Here is a 15,433-nt window from a genome sequence, read left to right as displayed (position 1 = left end):
CAGGGTCGGGCGCCGCGGTGGTCGGGGCCGGGCCGCGGTTGCGGAGTCGCGGCGTCGGTCGCGGCCTCGGCCGTCATGACCGCGCCCGAAATCGATGGCCGCTACGGTAATCGCCGTACGGCCACCCGTATTGGGCGCGGCCACGGCCCACGCCCGGCGGGAGGATCAGCCCAGCGCCGCGGCCGGCCGCTGATCTGCGCGGGCGCCGACGCGCTGGCCGACCACGGCGCTGACCCCGTCGTGCCGCATGCTGACGCCGTAGAGGGCATCGGCTATTTCCATGGTGCGTTTTTGGTGGGTGATCACAATGAGCTGGCTGCTCTCGCGCAGGTCTTCGAAGATGGAAAGCAGGCGGCCGAGGTTGGCGTCGTCGAGGGCCGCTTCGACTTCGTCCATGATGTAGAACGGGCTCGGGCGGGCCTTGAAGATGGCGATCAACAGCGCCACGGCCGCGAGCGAGCGTTCGCCGCCGGAGAGCAGGGAGAGACGCTCGATCTTCTTGCCGGCCGGTTTGACCGACACCTCGATGCCGGTGGTCAGCAGATCGTCGGGGTCGGTGAGCCAGATGCTGCCGCTGCCGCCGGGAAACAGCACCGGGAATACCTCGGCGAACGCCGCCTGGGTGTCGTCGAAGGCGGCCCCGAAGATGGTCTGCATCTTCGCGTCGATGTCGGTGATGATGGTGAGCAGGTCGCTGCGGGTTTCGGTCAGGTCGGTGAGCTGCTCGGTGAGAAATTTGTGCCGCTGTTCGAGGGCAGCGAATTCTTCGAGCGCAAGCGGGTTGACCCGGCCCAGCTGACCGAGCTTGCGTTCGGCGACAGCGAACCGTTTCTGCTGCTCGGCCCGGTCGAAGCGGATGCCGGCGGTCGCGCTGCGGGCGTCGGCGTCACTGTCACCGATGTCGGTGACGGTGTCGGTGTTGCTGTCGTGGTCGCCTGCGCTGCCGGGCGTGCCATCGGCTCGGATGAGCTGGTCCGGCCCGTATTCACCGACCAGCACAGCTTCGGTCAGGCCGAGCTCGCTGCCGGCCCGTTCCAGCAGGGCTGACAGATGCAGTTTCTTCTCGTAGATTTCCAGTTCGAGGCCGTGCACGTTCTCGGTGATGGAGGCAAGCCGCTCTCGCAGGGCGTTCTGCTCGCGCCGCAGCTGCTGCAGCTCGGTGTTCTGGCTTGCTCGGTCAGCCTCGGCGCTGGCCAGCTGGAGTTGCGCGGCCGCGACCGAGCGGTCAGCCGCGGCGAGCACGGCGGGGAGCGCTTCGGCGACCCGGGAGGCGGCATCCACTTGGCGGCGACGGATGACGGCGCGGCGCGCGGCAGCGGCGGCTTTGATTCGATCGGCCTCGAGCTGCTCGGTGAGGGTCGCCACCTGCAGCTCTCCGGCGCGCACTCGTTCGCGGGCGGTTTCCACCTGCAACCGGGTCTCAACCTCGGTTTCGCGAGCCGCCTCGAGCTCGGTGTAGAGCGCGTCGCGGACAGTCGCGTCGAGGATGGGTCGTGGCTGCGACCGGGCGTTCGCCAGGGCGGCAGCGGCGCGTGCGGCGTCGGCCTCGGCCTCGGTGACGGCTGAGCTGGCAAGCTCGAGGGCGGTACCGACCCGGTCGACGTCGGCGGCGGCCGCATCGGCCTGCACCACGAGTCGGCCTCGACGCTCCGTGAGGGCGGCGAGCTGGGTCTCGCCGGCGCGCAGCGCAGCTCGGGCACGCACCGACTGCTCTTTGTGTGCCTGCAACAGGGTGCGCTGTTCGGCGAAATCAAACCGCGCCCGCTCGATCAGCACCGTGACCGTTGCGAGCCTCTCGGCGGCGATATCACGTTCGGCGATGAGTTCGAGCTTGCTCTGCCGGGCACCGGACCCACCACGCACGACCCACGGGCTGACAACCTCGCCGGCGAGGGTGATGACGGTGAGGCTGTCGGGCAGCGAGGCGGAGCAGGCCAGCGCGAGATCGTCGACGATGACGGTCTGGGCGAGAAGGCCGCGCACACCCGCCGGACCGTCGATAATCGAGGTCGCCCATCGGACGCCGGCCAGCGCACCGAGATCCCATGGTGCATCGCCGGTCAGACCGGCGGGAGCCCTGGTCGGTGCATTCCCGGTCGGATCGACGCTCGCCCTATCGGCACTCGAACCAGCACCAGCACCAGCACCAACATCGGCATCGGCATCGGCATCGGCATCGGCATCGGCATCGGCCACGATCAGCTCGACCCGCCCGAAATCGTTGCGGGCGGCCAGCCCGATCGCGCCGAGGGCGGCGTCGCGGTTCTCGGCGAGCACGGCATCGGCGAGGGAGCCCAGCGCGGCGGCGATCGCCGCTTCGAATCCCGGCTGCACCCGCACGTGGTCGGCCACGAGACCGCGAATGCCGGTCAGCTGCGCGGCGAGCAGCGCGGAGGAGCCGTCTTTCTGGTCGAGGGCGAGGGAGAAAGCACCCTGCCGGGCCGCCTGGGCGTCGCGTTCCCGTTCGTGCTGGTGCAGCTCATCGCGCAGGCGCTCCACCTCCACCTCAACGCGCTGCACCGCGGCCTGCGCCCGTTCGAAGGTTTCGGCCAGCTCGCCCGAATCGGGCTCGCCAGCGGGAACTGAAGCCGGCAGCTCGTCGAGCTGCAGCTGGGCCTTATGGCTGCGGTCTGTCGCGGCGTCCCGGGCGTTCTGCTGCCGCAGGTGTTCACCGCGCACGGCCGCAAGTCGCGAAGATGCCGTCTCGGATTGCCCGGTCAGGTGGGAAATCTCCAGGTCGTGCCCGGAGACGAGCGCTGCCTGCGCCGCCAGGTCTTCGTCGACGGCATCGAGCCGCGACCGCGCGGCCGCGCTCTGCTGCCTGGCATCGTCGCAGGCACTCTGAGCCGCCCCAATGCCGGCGCGCAACTGCTCTACCTGAGCTGCCGACTCGGCCAGCATGGTTGGGGTGACATTGGACACCGGCGCGGTCGACTCTGCCTGCGCACCCAGCAGGGCCAGACGTTGGTTGGCCAGGGTGAACAGGCCGCGCAGACGCTGCTGTACGGATTCGAGCTCGTAACTGGTACGCCGGGCGAGGTCGACGGCATCGCCGACCTGAGCGAGTTCGAGCCGCTCGACGCGCCCGTGTTTCTGCGCGAGCTGTTCCTGCAGCACCACCCGTTCGGTATGGCGTTCACTCTCGATGCGATTGTGGGCATCGAGCGCGGTACGCAGCGTCACGACGTCATCGGCGAGCAACCGTGCTCGAGCGTCCCTGACGACAGCGGCGATGGTCTGCGCCTCGCGGGCGATTTCGGCCTGGTGGCCGAGGGGCTTGAGCTGGCGCCGGATCTCCCCGGCGAGGTCACTGAGCCGGGTGAGGTTGGTCTGCATCGCCTCGAGCTTGCGGAGGGTCTTCTCTTTGCGGCGTCGATGCTTGAGGATTCCGGCGGCTTCTTCTATGAAGCCGCGCCGTTCTTCGGGGCTCGCGCGCAGTACGGCGTCGAGCTGTCCCTGCCCCACGATGACGTGCATTTCACGGCCGAGGCCGGAGTCGCTGAGCAGCTCCTGCACATCGAGCAGCCGACAGGTGCGCCCGTTGATGGCATATTCACTCGCACCGTTGCGAAACAGCGTGCGCGAGATCGTGACTTCGGAGTAGTCGATCGGCAGGGCACCATCGGCGTTGTCGATGGTGAGAATGACCTCGGCCCGGCCGAGCGGCCCCCGGGTCGACGTACCGGCGAAGATGACGTCTTCCATCTTGCCGCCGCGCAGCGTTTTCACACCCTGCTCGCCCATCACCCAGGCGAGGGCGTCGACCACGTTGGACTTACCCGACCCGTTCGGACCGACCACACAGGTGACGCCGGGCTCGAACGCGAACGTCGTCGGCTGGGCGAACGATTTGAACCCCTTGAGGGTGAGGCTCTTCAGATACACCGGGCACCCTTTCGGTCGGTCGCGAGTGTGAGTCTTGGGCTAATTCAACGGTACCGTGCCCCACCGACACTGGCCGGGACATCCGCGCGGCGCGGAGTGTGGCGGGCGGAACTGCGAAGACATGCGTCATTCGGGCCTCCCCCAAACTGCGGTCGGCCGGCATAATTCTCCGCAGTTGGGCACGCACTGTTGCAGCACGGACTACTCTGGCGCACCATGAGCGACTTCTCGATCGACGAACTCGTCATTCCGGTGTCTGTCACCGCGCCCGGCTGGCCCGACTTCGAGGCCGTCGCCGAGCTGCGCAATGTCGTCGAAACGGAAGGCTTCGGCACAGCCGAGCTCAACGATTCGCCCGTCGAACTGCTTCCGGTCTGGCTCAACACATCCGAAGCGGATGTTCGTCGCCCGCGTCGGCGGCACCGTCGTGGCGCGGGCCACCTATGAAACCCTGCTCGACCAAAACGACGGCCACGCCTGGCTCGGCGTGCAGGTACTGCCGGCGTGGCGTCGTCGCGCCGTCGGCACCGCGCTCGCTGACCGGGTCGAGCGGGTCGCTGCCGCCGAGAACCGGCACGAGCTCATCGTCTACACGGCGTCAGCTGATGCTCCGGGCGAACGCCTGCCCGCTCCGACCGGCTTCGGGTCTGTTCCGCTGGGCAACCCCGAGGTGCGATTTCTGCTCTCCCGCGGCTACCGGCTGGAGCAGGTCGAACGCGGCAGCCGTCTCCCCCTGCCCGCCGACCCCGGCCTGATCCGACGCTTCCGAGCGGATGCCGCGGCGCACGCCGGCCGCGATTACACCGTGCACTGTTGGAGCGAGGGCACGCCCCCGCGCTGGCGTGACGACCTCGCCCTGCTCTACACGCGGATGAGCACCGATGCCCCGACTGCCGGACTCGAGGAGCCCGAAGATGTCTGGACGGCCGAGCGCCTGGTCGACGAAGAGGCGTCCCGCGCCGCCAGCCCGCGGCGCATCCTCACCGCCGCCGCGCTGCACCGGCCGAGCGGGCACCTCGTGGCGTTCACCCAGCTGTCGGTACCGGCCGAACCGGGCCGGTCGGTCAGTCAGGAGGACACCCTCGTGCTGCGCGAGCACCGCGGGCACCGGTTGGGCATGCTGTTGAAGACGGCGAATCTGGAATACCTGGCGCAGGAGAGCCCCGGGCATCCGTCGGTGACGACCTTCAACGCCGAGGAGAATCGGCACATGCTCGCGGTCAACGAAGCGCTCGGTTTCGTGCCGATGGGCTACGAGGGCGCCTGGAAACGTGTCGTGTCCGACTGACCTACCCGCACTAGCGCAGGCGCTGGCAGCGCGGACAGAAGTGCGAACCGCGATTCATGAACTGTTCGCGCACGATCAGGGTGCCGCAGCGGGAGCAGGGCGCACCCTGCCGCCCGTAGGCTTCGAGGCTGTGCGCAAAATAGCCGGACTGCCCATTCACGTTCACGTATTGGGCGTCGAAGCTCGTGCCGCCCTCGGCCAGGGCGCGGTGCAGAATGGCGCGCACGGCCGCGAGTAGTGCCGTAGCCTTCGCCCGCGACAGCGACGCGGCGGGCTGCTCGTAGTGGATGCGCGCGGCGAACAGCGCCTCGTCCGCATAGATATTGCCGATGCCGCTGATCACATTCTGGTCGAGCAGCGCCCGCTTGATGCCGGTGTTCTTACGGGCAAGAACCGCCAAGAACGTGCTCGACGAGAACGACGCATCAATCGGGTCGCGAGCAATGTGCGCGACCTGTGAGGGCAGGCGGCGCTGCCAGGCGGCATCCGTCTCCCCCGTTCCCCAATAGCCGCCCGGCAACCCGTCGGTGGTAGCCACCAGGCTGTCGACGGCCATGCTGCCGAAGATGCGCTGGTCGACGAAATTGACCCACAACTCGCCGTGGGTCGGGTGGTCAAGCGTCAAGCGGATGCGCAACATGCGATCCGCGGCGGCGCCCGGTGTGCGCAGCAGCACCTGGCCGCTCATGCCGAGGTGAATGACCAGGGCGCGGCCGCTGTCGAGCGGCAGCCACAGAAACTTGCCGCGGCGCACGGCGGCGAGAATTCGGCGTCCGCTGAGCTGCGCGGTGAAGGACTCGGCCGCCGGAACGTGCCGGCGCAGGGAGCGTTCGTCGAAGATTTCGACACCGGTGACGACGGCATCGGTGACGGCCGGTTGCAGTCCGGCGCGCACGACCTCGACTTCGGGGAGTTCGGGCATGACGAAAAAGTTACAGCGCGTTGAGCCCGTCGATGGCCTCGCGGGCTGCGGCCATCTCGGCGAACTTCTTGCTCGGCCCGACACCCTGGGCGGTGACCACGGTTCCGATCGCGACGGTTGCCACGAACACCTTGGAGTGATCCGGTCCGCTGGCTTCGAGCGTGTAGACGGGAACGCCGACGCCGGCACTGGCGGCGAGCTCCTGCAGAGCCGTTTTCGGGTCCATCGAGACACCGAAGTGGCCTGGTTCGGCCAGAAGCGGCGCGATCAGCCGCAGCACGAAGGCGGTGGCAACCTCGCCACCGGCGTCGAGAAAGGTCGCGCCGATGAGCGCTTCGACGGTGTCGGCCAGGATGGACGCCTTATCGCGACCGCCGGTGAGAATCTCACCACGACCGAGCCGGATGTATTCCCCCAGCCCCAGTCCGCGGGCGATCCGGGCGAGCGCCGCCGTCGACACCAGGCTGGCCCGGCGCTTGGCCAGGTGTCCCTCGTCGAGGTCGGGGTAGGTGCGATAGAGCATCACCGTGACGGCCTGACCCAGAATCGAGTCGCCGAGAAATTCCAGGCGCTCGTTGGTGGGGATGCCGCCATTTTCGTACGCAAACGACCGGTGGGTCAGAGCAAGCTCCAAAATCACCGGTTCAATCTGCACGCCGAGGGTCGCCAACAGGGGCGACCGCTCGGTCTTCACACTCTCCATCGATACATCTTCATTCACTTTCACCGACCGAGTTGCGGCCTGCTGGCGCTTTTGACAAGCGCAGAAGGTGTCTTAGATGTCGGCGACTTTACGGCCCTTGTATTCCATGAACAACGGGGTGCCGGTGGAGTCGGTGACAACCTTGGCGCGGTGCGGCAGGCTGTAGACGACCTTGCCGCCCTCCATGGTCTTCACGAGGGTGGGAGGCGTGGCCTTCCACTGCGCGCGACGCGAGTGGGTGTTGGAACGCGACATCTTGCGCTTCGGTACTGCCATGACTACTTCTCTTCTCTGTCTGAAACATGGGTGTCCGCACCCATGCCTGTGTTTGTGTCTATGCCCGTGTCTGTGGAAGCCGTAAACCCCGCAAGCGCTGACCACCGGGGATCGAGCGCGTCGTCGGAAACGAGTTCAGGTAGTTCGGCAAGCGGCTGCCCGGTCTCACTGTCAAGACCAGGGCAATCCCGCCGACATACTGGCTGGAACGGAAGTGCTAACACTACCGCGTCCCGGATCAAAGATTCCAAATCGACATGGTCGTCCAAAATCTCAAACTCGAAGGCTTCCTCCTGAGGATAACCGAAAAGCTCGGCAAACTGAACTCGAACGGGCAGGTCGATGTCTTTGAGGCACCGGCCGCACTCCCCGAGTGCCCGCGCGTAGACCTCGATACTCACCAGGATGCCCTCGTGCATCGCCTCGAGGCGCAGCTCGGTCGACAGGGTCGAGCCGGCTTTCACAGCCACGAGGCCGGCGCCGAGGTCATCGGGTACAACGATATCGAGGTGGCGTTCGTGCATGGTGCCCGGGCGGTTGATGAGGTCACGCACGTCGACCGTGTACGGCGTCTTCTTGAACTTAGTCACGGTCGTAAATTCTACGCTTTCTGCGTGGGTGCTCCGTTCAGGGGGCGAGCGCTCCGGCATGCCGTTCCCCGCGCAGCACCGCACCGAGGCTGGCGAACAATGAGGTCGGCGCAAACGTCGCCCGCAAACGGATGCCGACACTCGCGCCGGCGTGCAGCGCCCGCAGCACCAGGGTCAGGTCGGCGGCGAGGGTGTCCCCCCGTGCCGGTGTTCGGTCGAACCGTGATCGTTCCACCGCCAGCAGTACCCGTTCGAGCGCTTCCGTCGACGCGGGGTCGAGCGTTCCCAGCCGTTCCAGGCGGCCGGCGAAGGCTCGCGGCGTTTCGGTGACCGGTACCACGAGGCCGTGATCGAGACTGGTGTGCTGCAGTTCGGTCCAGGCGAGGCCCGCGCCGCCGCCGGCACTGCGGATGCGGCGCAAGCGGGAGCGGCGCAGCATCCGTCTGGCCGCTGCCGGCAGGAGAAGCACGAGCAGTCCCAGCACGCTCAAGCCGATGATGCCGAGCAAGTTGCTGGTATCGGCGCCCTGCGCTGACGCACCGCGTTCGAGTGCCGAATCATCGGCCAGCCGGTCGGCGCCGAGGCCGGGAGCGCTCGTGGAGGCGGCTCCGCCCGGCAAGGCTGTCGGGGTGTCAGCATCCACCGTCTGCTCGTAGTTGGGAACGGTACCGCGACCGGGTGTCGGCTCGAATTTCACCCAGCCGATGCCCACGAAGTACAGTTCCGGCCAGGCGTGCAGGTCGTGTGAATCCACGTCGTATCGCCCGCGGCCCTGCTCGAGGTCCTGCGACTTGACGCCGGGCAGGTAGCCGAGCGAAACCCGCGACGGAATGCCGAGGCTGCGCGCCATCGCTGCCATGGTCGCGGCGAAGTGCACGCAATAGCCGCGTTTTTCCTGCAGGAACACCCCGATGACATCTAATCCACCGCCGTCGTAGCCGTCTTCAACCGGAGCTTGTGTGTCGTAGGTGAAGGCGCTGCTGCGCAGGTAGGTCTGGAGTGCGATGGCGGCGTCGTAGCTCGTGGCGGTGTCGGCCGTCACCTGCCGGGCCGTTTCGTCGACGATCGGCGGCCGATTGACCGGGAGCTGCAGGTTTCCCAGAACGCTCGCCGGGTAGTCGGTGCTCGACTCTCTCAGCTGGTCGGCCGTTGGTTTGATCTCCAGTGACGACACCGTGTAATTCTGGCCGAGAGTGTTCGCGGTCGTGCTGGCGATCGCCCGGGTTCGACTGTCCCAATACCAGCGGCCGGTGAGCCCCTCGATGCTCGTTGCGCGGGCCGGCGCAGGCAGCCAGTGGCTGTTGACGCCGTCGATGACGATGGACGTCGACGCGTCCACCGTCTCGACGGTGGTGTCGAGCCCGAACGGCCGCTGAATATCATCGACGGTATTGCGGGTGTTCGCCCCGTCGATGCGCGCCGTCCAGTTCAAACCGATGACCTCGTCGAGCGTGAGCAGGGTGAAGTAGGGCTGCTCCGTGCCGGTCGAGGTGTAGTGAAAGGCTGGTCCGGCCTTGGGCCGGCGCAGGTCCTGCCCGAGATTGATCAGGGGGCTCACCCCTCTGCCGAACAAGAGGCCGCCCGGCCGAGCCGTGACCAGCCCGCCGGCCGTGAACGCCGGGGCAACCGTGCTCAGAATCAGCGCGCCCACGATGGCGAGCGATCCCACGACGAGTGCGCCGCCGATCGGCCCCGGCCCGCGGCGCCGCGGCGCCCGAGAGGCTCGCGGTCCGGTCGCCGAAGTCGTTTGCTCCTGCGCGCGACGCACATACACGTCGACCCGCAACAGCAGCAGAAAAGCGATCGCGGCCACCACGAGCGCGGCCAGCTCGGCCCCGTCGTCGATGATGAATCCCGGCGCGAGCAGCGGCACGAGTGCGCCCGCCGCGCCGAGGGCAGGCCAGCGCAGGGTCACGGCGAGCAGGTCCATGAGCACGGCGATCAGTCCGGTGCCACCGGCCAACAAAAAGAGGATGCCGACGGTCACCTCAGCCGGCGTGCTCTGCTGCGCGATCGACGCCCCACCGGCGGCGACCAGTTCGGTGAACGTGCCGCTGGTTTGCGGCGTCGGAATTAGCCAGAACAGTCCGGTGCCGCCGCTGAACAGCAGCGTCATCGTGCCAACGAGCACCACCGCGTTGGCCACCGGAACAATCGGGCGTGGCAACCCGAGCCGTCGAAACAGCGCGGACCCCAGCAGCACGGCAGCCCCCACCAGGGCAGAGACCCACCACCAGGCGCTGCCCCGCAGCAGTGGCCCGAGAGCCGCGCAGCAGATGAGCAGCAGCAGCAGCAGGCTGATGGCGAGCGGCCAGAGAGCGGCGTCACGGCCGCCGCTCCGAACGCGCGGCACCCGGGGCGAGGGCGCCGGGCGTCTCACGGGGAGAGGCACCGGGAGCGGCACCGGGAGCGGCACCGGTTTCGTGGCCAGGCTAGTCACGGCTGGCGCCTCGCTCCCCGCTCACGTCGTTCCATGCCTCTTCCAGGTCGTCGGTGCTGGCGAGCTCGATGCAGCGCCAGCCGGCCTCCTGCAGGCGTTGGCGGGCCGGAGCTGCGACGGTGCGCTGCACGAAGGCAACGGCGGGCTCACCGTGACGGGCGAGGGCGACCAGGCCGTCGACATCCGTTTCGGACACGCTCACGAGCAGCGCGAAGGTGGGCACCACGGGCTGCGCGCCCCGCAGCGCGGCGCGCACCGTGACCCGGCGCGCGGCGGCAAGGCGAGCGGTGCGACTCGGCCACGGCACCGGAACCACGCTCGAGAGGGCCTCGAGCAGGGCGCGATCACCGCCGGGAGCACGAAAAGTGGCTGGCGCGTCGCCGTGCAGCCCGCCCAGGGTCTGTTGGTCGCTCGGCAGCAACTGGCTGGCGCCGAGCTCGATCACTTCGAGGCGGTATCCGGCGTCGAGCAGGTGCACACCAACGGATGCCGCCAGCTCGATCTCGAGTTCGAAGGCGGCCGTAAGATGCGGTGGAACATGCCCGGCGCCCAGGCCGGCCGCTCCGGCCAGGGTCGTATCGAGCACAAGGCGGGCCTCCGGGTTGCTGCGCTGTTCCTCCTGGCGCACCATGATTTCACCGTGCCGGGCCGTGGCCGGCCAGTTCACCCGGCGCAGCGCATCGCCGGGACGGTACTCGCGGGCGATCAGTTCGTCGGAGGTGGGGGTGGCCTGACGAACCAGTTCCCGAATGGAGCCGTCGTTGCTGGACTGGGCCAGGCCGCTGCCGGGCAGGGGCGTCACCCGGGGTGTCACGATCAGGTCGTGGGGGGAACCGGCGTTTCGGTCACTGTGCGCCAAGCCGAACGGGTCCTCGCGAAACACGCGCAGGGGGCCGACCTCGTAGACGCCCCGATGGCGCGGCACGACGGTGTATTCGAGGTGCACGCTGTCGCCGGCCACACCGTTCCGGCTCACCAGCGCAAGGCTGACTGCCGGCGGAGTCTCGATGCCGGGTGACGGGGTATCGCACCACGAGGCACCCCCGAGCGGCGCTGCCGACAGATTGTGCAGGTGCAGAGTCACCATGCTCTCGCCGCCGACCGGCACGATCGGCGGCCGAAAGATGCGGGTCACCTCGACTCGTGCCGGGCGAAGCGATACATACGCGGCCGCGACCAGGGGCGCCACGACCAAGAGGCTGGCGACGAACAACAGGTCACGGCTGTTCACCAGCACCGCGTTGATGAACAGCACGACCCCGACGGCGAGAAAGAGCACGCCGCGCAGGGTGAGCCGCGTGGCGAATCGGGCGGCCAACCGCGTGAACCACTCGGCGTTGGCCGCCGACCCAAACTCTCGCACCCCGCGTGCCGCCATGACTACGACGTTCCGGTGGGACCCACGGGCCGAGGCGGAACGGCCCGTACCGCCGGCACTGATCGAGCGGATGCCCCACCCCCGACCGGTACGGGCGTATCGGCCAGGATCCGGCGCACGATGTCGTCGATCACCGGGCCGCTATCCTGGTGGTGGTGGCCCAACGCGCGGCTGGTGGGCACCAGCCGATGGCCGAGGACGGCCACCGCGAGCGAGTCGATGTCGTCGGGCAACACGTAATCCCGACCGCTCAACGCGGCCTGAGCCTTCGCCGCACGAATCAGCTGCAGGGTCGCGCGCGGGCTGGCCCCGAGGCGCAGGTCGCGATCGTCGCGGGTGGCTCGAACCAGATTGACCGCATATTCCTTGACGGCAGCGGAGGCGTAGACCGCTCGCGCCGTGAGCATCATGTCCCGCAGGGTCTCCCCCGACACGACAGCCGAGATCAAGGCGAGCGGGCTGCCGGTGTCGCGCGAGTCGAGCATCGCAAGTTCGGAATCAGAGTCGGGATAGCCCATGGAAATGCGCGCCATGAACCGGTCGCGCTGGGCCTCCGGCAGGGCGTAGGTGCCTTCCATCTCGATCGGGTTCTGGGTGGCGATGACGGTGAAGGGCAGGGCGAGCGGGTAGGTGATGCCGTCGACGGTGACCTGGCGTTCCTCCATCGACTCCAGCAGTGCCGACTGGGTCTTCGGGCTCGCCCGGTTGATTTCGTCACCGATGACGATATTGGCGAAGACCGGGCCGGGTTTGAACTCGAACCGACGCTCGGCCTGGTTGAACACCGATACCCCGGTCACGTCGGAGGGCAGCAGGTCGGGGGTGAACTGGATTCGCCCGACGGTGCAGTCGACCGATCGGGCGAGGGCCTTCGCGAGCATGGTCTTGCCGACGCCGGGCACGTCCTCGATGAGCAGGTGGCCCTCGGCCAAAAGTACGGTCAAAGCGATCTGCACGGCCTCATGCTTGCCGTCGATGACCGTCTCGACATTGCGCATGATGGCAAGCCCGGCGGCCTGCAGCTCGTTGAGATCGGCGGCCGCATCACTGTTAAAGGGCACAGTGGCAGCCAATGGAACCGACGCCAGTTCCGCCCTGCTTGAATCGATGGAGGACCGAGTCGGTTTGCGGTTCATACCCGTGACCGCTCCAGGTATTCTGCAACGGCATGCGGAACATAGGGCGAGACGTCGCCGCCGAGGCTGGCCACCTGTCGCACCAGCGAGCTGGAGACGTGGGCGTTGGCGGGATCAGGCAGCAGAAACACCGTTTCAACAGCGGCGAGGTTGCGATTGACGATCGCCATCGGCGTCTCGTAGGCCACATCGACCTGCGAGCGGATGCCCTTCACCAGCACGCTCGCCCCGACGTCCATGCAGTAGTCCACGAGTAGTCCCATGCTCCAGCTGGCCACAACGATGTTGGTCGGCAGCCCGGCCTCTTTGATGGCCTGTTCCAGCAGCGACACGCGCTGACTGATCGGTAACAGGGCCGACTTGTCGGGGTTGTGCACCACGAGCACATGGAGCTCGTCGAACAGGCCGGCCGCGCGATCGATCACGTCCAAGTGGCCCAGCGTGACGGGGTCAAATGATCCAGGGACAACGGCGATCCTGCGCATGATCACACCCTACTGCCACAGGCTGAACAGCGCTGCTCGCTGCATCCGCTGGAGATCGTCATCATCAGCCCTTATTGAGCCAGGAGCGTTCGGATTCGTTCAGCCGGCGGGTGATTGCGTCGCGCAGCGCCGCGTTGGTGCGGATGCCCGGATCGCCCGTCACGAGATGGTAGGCGGCCCGTCGCACGTCGGCGATCATGTCGCCGTCCACCGCCACCCGCAGAAAGCGCAGCTTCGAGCCGTCGCCGGACTGAAGATCGCCGAGCACGTTGCCCTCACGGCGTAGGGCGAGGTCGAGTTCGGCGAGCACGAAACCATCCAGTGTCGCGGCGACGTCACCGATGCGTTGGCGGGACGGCGACCCCGGCCGCGAATTGGTGACCAGCAGGCACAATCCCGGCACGCCGCCACGACCGACGCGGCCGCGCAACTGGTGCAGTTGGGAGACACCGAATCGGTCGGCGTCGAGCACGACCATGGCCGAAGCATTGGGCACGTCGACCCCGACCTCGATCACGGTCGTCGCCACGAGAACATCGATCTCACCGGCGGCGAACGAACGCATGATGCGATCTTTCTCGTCGCTCGTCATGCGGCCGTGCAAAGCGTCAAGGCGGTATCCGGCCAGCGGGGCGAACCCGCGCAGCCGCTCGAGCACCGTCTCCACATTGGCGAGCGGAATCTTGGGATCGTCGTCGCTCGGCGGCGGCGCCTCGGCGTCGGCTCCGTCTTCGATCTCGGCCGGGGAGATCGCCGGGCAGACCACGAAGGCCTGACGCCCAAGCGCGAGCTCCTCAGCGAGTTTGGTCCAGATGCGTTGAAACCAGGTCGGATGATCGGCGAGCGGCACGACGATGCTCGTGATGCCCCGGCGCCCGGCCGGCAGCATGCGGATGGTACTCACGTCGAGGTCACCGAACACGGTCATGGCGATGGTGCGCGGTATCGGCGTGGCCGTCATGACGAGAACGTGCGGTGGTTCAGCCCCCTTCAGCCGCAGGGTTTCGCGCTGGTCGACGCCGAACCGGTGCTGCTCGTCGATAACGATCAGCCCGAGGTCGAAGAAGGTCACGGTGTCACTGAGCAGGGCGTGGGTGCCGATGACGATGCGGGACTGGCCCGATACGGTGCGCAGCAGCGCCTTGCGTTTCTGCGCGACGGGAAGTTTTCCGGTGAGCAGGGCCGGCATGAGTTCGGCTGCGAGATCGGGCCCGAGCAGCGTCGTGATCGATCGCAGGTGTTGCGCGGCGAGCACCTCGGTCGGGGCCAGCAGGGCGGTCTGGCCGCCGCTGTCGGCCACGGCGAGCATGGCCCGCAGCGCGACGACGGTCTTGCCCGAGCCGACCTCGCCCTGCAGCAGTCGGTTCATTGGGCCGGACCTGGCCATGTCGGTGGCGATTTCAACCGCGCAGATCTCCTGGTCGACCGTGAGCACGAAGGGCAGGGCTGCGTCGAAGCGTTCGAGATACCCGCCGGGTGTGGGCACGCGCGGCCGGGTGCGGCGCTCCCGCGCAATACTGTGCCGCTGCATCAGGGCGCACTGCAGCACCCAGGCCTCGGTGAAGCGCAGTGTCTCCTGCGCGGCCATCCACTGTTCTTTCTTGTCGGGGCTGTGAATCCAGCGGATGGCCTGGGTGTGGTCAAGCAGACCGTGTTCGACCCGGAGGTCCTGCGGAACAGGATCGGGCAGGGTGCCCACGCGCTGGAGCACCTGATCGATCAGCGTCTGCAGGTTCCAGCTGGTCTCCGAGGCCGTCGCCGCGTAAATGGGGATGAGCGGCTTGTGGCGCAAGCGTACGGCCGGGTCGTCGCGAGCCTCTTCTTCTTCGCTTTCAAAGGTCTTATATGACGGGTTCGCGAGCTGACTTTGGCCCTGATAGGCCGACACCTTGCCGGAAAAGCTGCCGCGCAGGCCGGGCCGCAGCTTGTCGAGGCGCCACTGCTGGCTGCTCTTGCCGAAGAACGTGAGGATGAACTCGCCGCCACCGTCGGAAATCACCACCTCGACGATCGTGCCCGGTCGCGATGACATGCGCTTTTCCCGGGCGGACACGATATCGGCGATGACGGTGATATTGGCGCCGGGAGTCAGCTGCGCGAGCGGTCGAAGCACGTCACGGTCGGCGTAGTCACGCGGGTAGTGGCTGAGCAGGTCGCTGACGGTCTGAAAACCGAAGGCTTTGCCGAGTGCTGACGCTTTCGCCGCGCCGAGTGCTTTCTTCAGCGGGGTGTCGAGGGTGATCGGTTGAAGTTCGGGCGCTGGCAGGGCGAGACCGTCGAATTCGGGGCCATGGGCAGCGCTCGAACCGGTCATGGTTCCATCGTAAACC

At 67.6% G+C, this 15,433-nt stretch carries 12 protein-coding genes; 2 read left to right on the top strand and 10 right to left on the bottom strand.

The window, feature by feature from the left end; translation table 11 throughout:
• Positions 1–165: 165 nt before the first annotated feature.
• Positions 166–3,885, bottom strand: a complete 3,720-nt coding sequence (locus E3O25_RS11255; protein ID WP_134361172.1) for an AAA family ATPase — start codon at positions 3,883–3,885, stop codon at positions 166–168.
• A 216-nt stretch (positions 3,886–4,101) separates the two neighbouring features.
• On the opposite strand from E3O25_RS11255, the gene E3O25_RS17005 reads away from it, so the two are divergent.
• Positions 4,102–4,332: a hypothetical protein gene (locus E3O25_RS17005; RefSeq protein WP_166787797.1), complete on the top strand. Its 231-nt coding sequence runs from the start codon at positions 4,102–4,104 to the stop codon at positions 4,330–4,332.
• On the top strand, positions 4,283–5,173 hold the full coding sequence (locus tag E3O25_RS11250) for a GNAT family N-acetyltransferase (protein WP_166806017.1): 891 nt from the start codon (positions 4,283–4,285) through the stop codon (positions 5,171–5,173). The genes E3O25_RS17005 and E3O25_RS11250 overlap by 50 nt, the downstream gene beginning before the upstream one ends.
• Before the next feature lie 10 nt (positions 5,174–5,183).
• Here E3O25_RS11250 and mutM read toward each other — a convergent pair whose 3' ends face one another.
• The 9 genes from mutM to E3O25_RS11205 form a co-directional block, all read right to left on the bottom strand.
• Positions 5,184–6,095 carry a bifunctional DNA-formamidopyrimidine glycosylase/DNA-(apurinic or apyrimidinic site) lyase gene (mutM, locus tag E3O25_RS11245; RefSeq protein ID WP_092108953.1) on the bottom strand — a complete coding sequence of 304 codons (912 nt, stop codon included), beginning with the start codon at positions 6,093–6,095 and terminating at the stop codon, positions 5,184–5,186.
• A 10-nt stretch (positions 6,096–6,105) separates the two neighbouring features.
• Positions 6,106–6,798 (bottom strand): ribonuclease III, encoded by a 693-nt coding sequence (gene rnc / locus E3O25_RS11240; protein WP_092108956.1) that lies wholly within the window; start codon positions 6,796–6,798, stop codon positions 6,106–6,108.
• A gap of 72 nt (positions 6,799–6,870) precedes the next feature.
• On the bottom strand, positions 6,871–7,074 hold the full coding sequence (gene rpmF / locus E3O25_RS11235; RefSeq protein ID WP_092108959.1) for a 50S ribosomal protein L32: 204 nt from the start codon (positions 7,072–7,074) through the stop codon (positions 6,871–6,873).
• 2 nt (positions 7,075–7,076) lie between these two features.
• The gene (locus tag E3O25_RS11230) at positions 7,077–7,664 is read right to left on the bottom strand and encodes a DUF177 domain-containing protein (RefSeq protein WP_241984028.1); all 588 of its coding nucleotides are present in this window, start codon (positions 7,662–7,664) and stop codon (positions 7,077–7,079) included.
• A 37-nt stretch (positions 7,665–7,701) separates the two neighbouring features.
• Positions 7,702–10,044, bottom strand: a complete 2,343-nt coding sequence (locus E3O25_RS11225; RefSeq protein WP_134361169.1) for a DUF3488 and transglutaminase-like domain-containing protein — start codon at positions 10,042–10,044, stop codon at positions 7,702–7,704.
• 52 nt (positions 10,045–10,096) lie between these two features.
• The gene (locus E3O25_RS11220; protein ID WP_092108965.1) at positions 10,097–11,482 is read right to left on the bottom strand and encodes a DUF58 domain-containing protein; all 1,386 of its coding nucleotides are present in this window, start codon (positions 11,480–11,482) and stop codon (positions 10,097–10,099) included.
• A 2-nt stretch (positions 11,483–11,484) separates the two neighbouring features.
• Complete coding sequence (locus tag E3O25_RS11215) at positions 11,485–12,480, bottom strand: MoxR family ATPase (protein ID WP_174721738.1); 996 nt, start codon at positions 12,478–12,480, stop codon at positions 11,485–11,487.
• A 134-nt stretch (positions 12,481–12,614) separates the two neighbouring features.
• Positions 12,615–13,103 carry a pantetheine-phosphate adenylyltransferase gene (gene coaD / locus E3O25_RS11210; protein WP_174721735.1) on the bottom strand — a complete coding sequence of 163 codons (489 nt, stop codon included), beginning with the start codon at positions 13,101–13,103 and terminating at the stop codon, positions 12,615–12,617.
• 64 nt (positions 13,104–13,167) lie between these two features.
• Positions 13,168–15,417 carry an ATP-dependent DNA helicase RecG gene (locus E3O25_RS11205; protein ID WP_092108971.1) on the bottom strand — a complete coding sequence of 750 codons (2,250 nt, stop codon included), beginning with the start codon at positions 15,415–15,417 and terminating at the stop codon, positions 13,168–13,170.
• Positions 15,418–15,433 lie beyond the last annotated feature (16 nt).

Origin of the sequence: Cryobacterium sp. TMT1-3 (genome assembly GCF_004402315.1) — a bacterium.
Lineage (GTDB): Bacteria > Actinomycetota > Actinomycetes > Actinomycetales > Microbacteriaceae > Cryobacterium > Cryobacterium luteum.
The sequence above is the reverse complement of the archived record's forward strand: the minus strand, read 5'-3'. Positions and strand labels throughout refer to the sequence as shown.

What these genes read in the sequence shown, in the direction of transcription:
- E3O25_RS11205 (WP_092108971.1), bottom strand. Translation starts at nt 15,417, where the DNA reads ATGACCGGTTCGAGCGCTGCCCATGGCCCCGAATTCGACGGTCTCGCC.
- E3O25_RS11215 (WP_174721738.1), bottom strand. Translation starts at nt 12,480, where the DNA reads ATGCGCAATGTCGAGACGGTCATCGACGGCAAGCATGAGGCCGTGCAG.
- E3O25_RS11220 (WP_092108965.1), bottom strand. Translation starts at nt 11,482, where the DNA reads ATGGCGGCACGCGGGGTGCGAGAGTTTGGGTCGGCGGCCAACGCCGAG.
- rpmF (WP_092108959.1), bottom strand. Translation starts at nt 7,074, where the DNA reads ATGGCAGTACCGAAGCGCAAGATGTCGCGTTCCAACACCCACTCGCGT.
- E3O25_RS17005 (WP_166787797.1), top strand. Translation starts at nt 4,102, where the DNA reads ATGAGCGACTTCTCGATCGACGAACTCGTCATTCCGGTGTCTGTCACC.
- E3O25_RS11250 (WP_166806017.1), top strand. Translation starts at nt 4,283, where the DNA reads ATGTTCGTCGCCCGCGTCGGCGGCACCGTCGTGGCGCGGGCCACCTAT.
- mutM (WP_092108953.1), bottom strand. Translation starts at nt 6,095, where the DNA reads ATGCCCGAACTCCCCGAAGTCGAGGTCGTGCGCGCCGGACTGCAACCG.
- coaD (WP_174721735.1), bottom strand. Translation starts at nt 13,103, where the DNA reads ATGCGCAGGATCGCCGTTGTCCCTGGATCATTTGACCCCGTCACGCTG.
- rnc (WP_092108956.1), bottom strand. Translation starts at nt 6,798, where the DNA reads ATGGAGAGTGTGAAGACCGAGCGGTCGCCCCTGTTGGCGACCCTCGGC.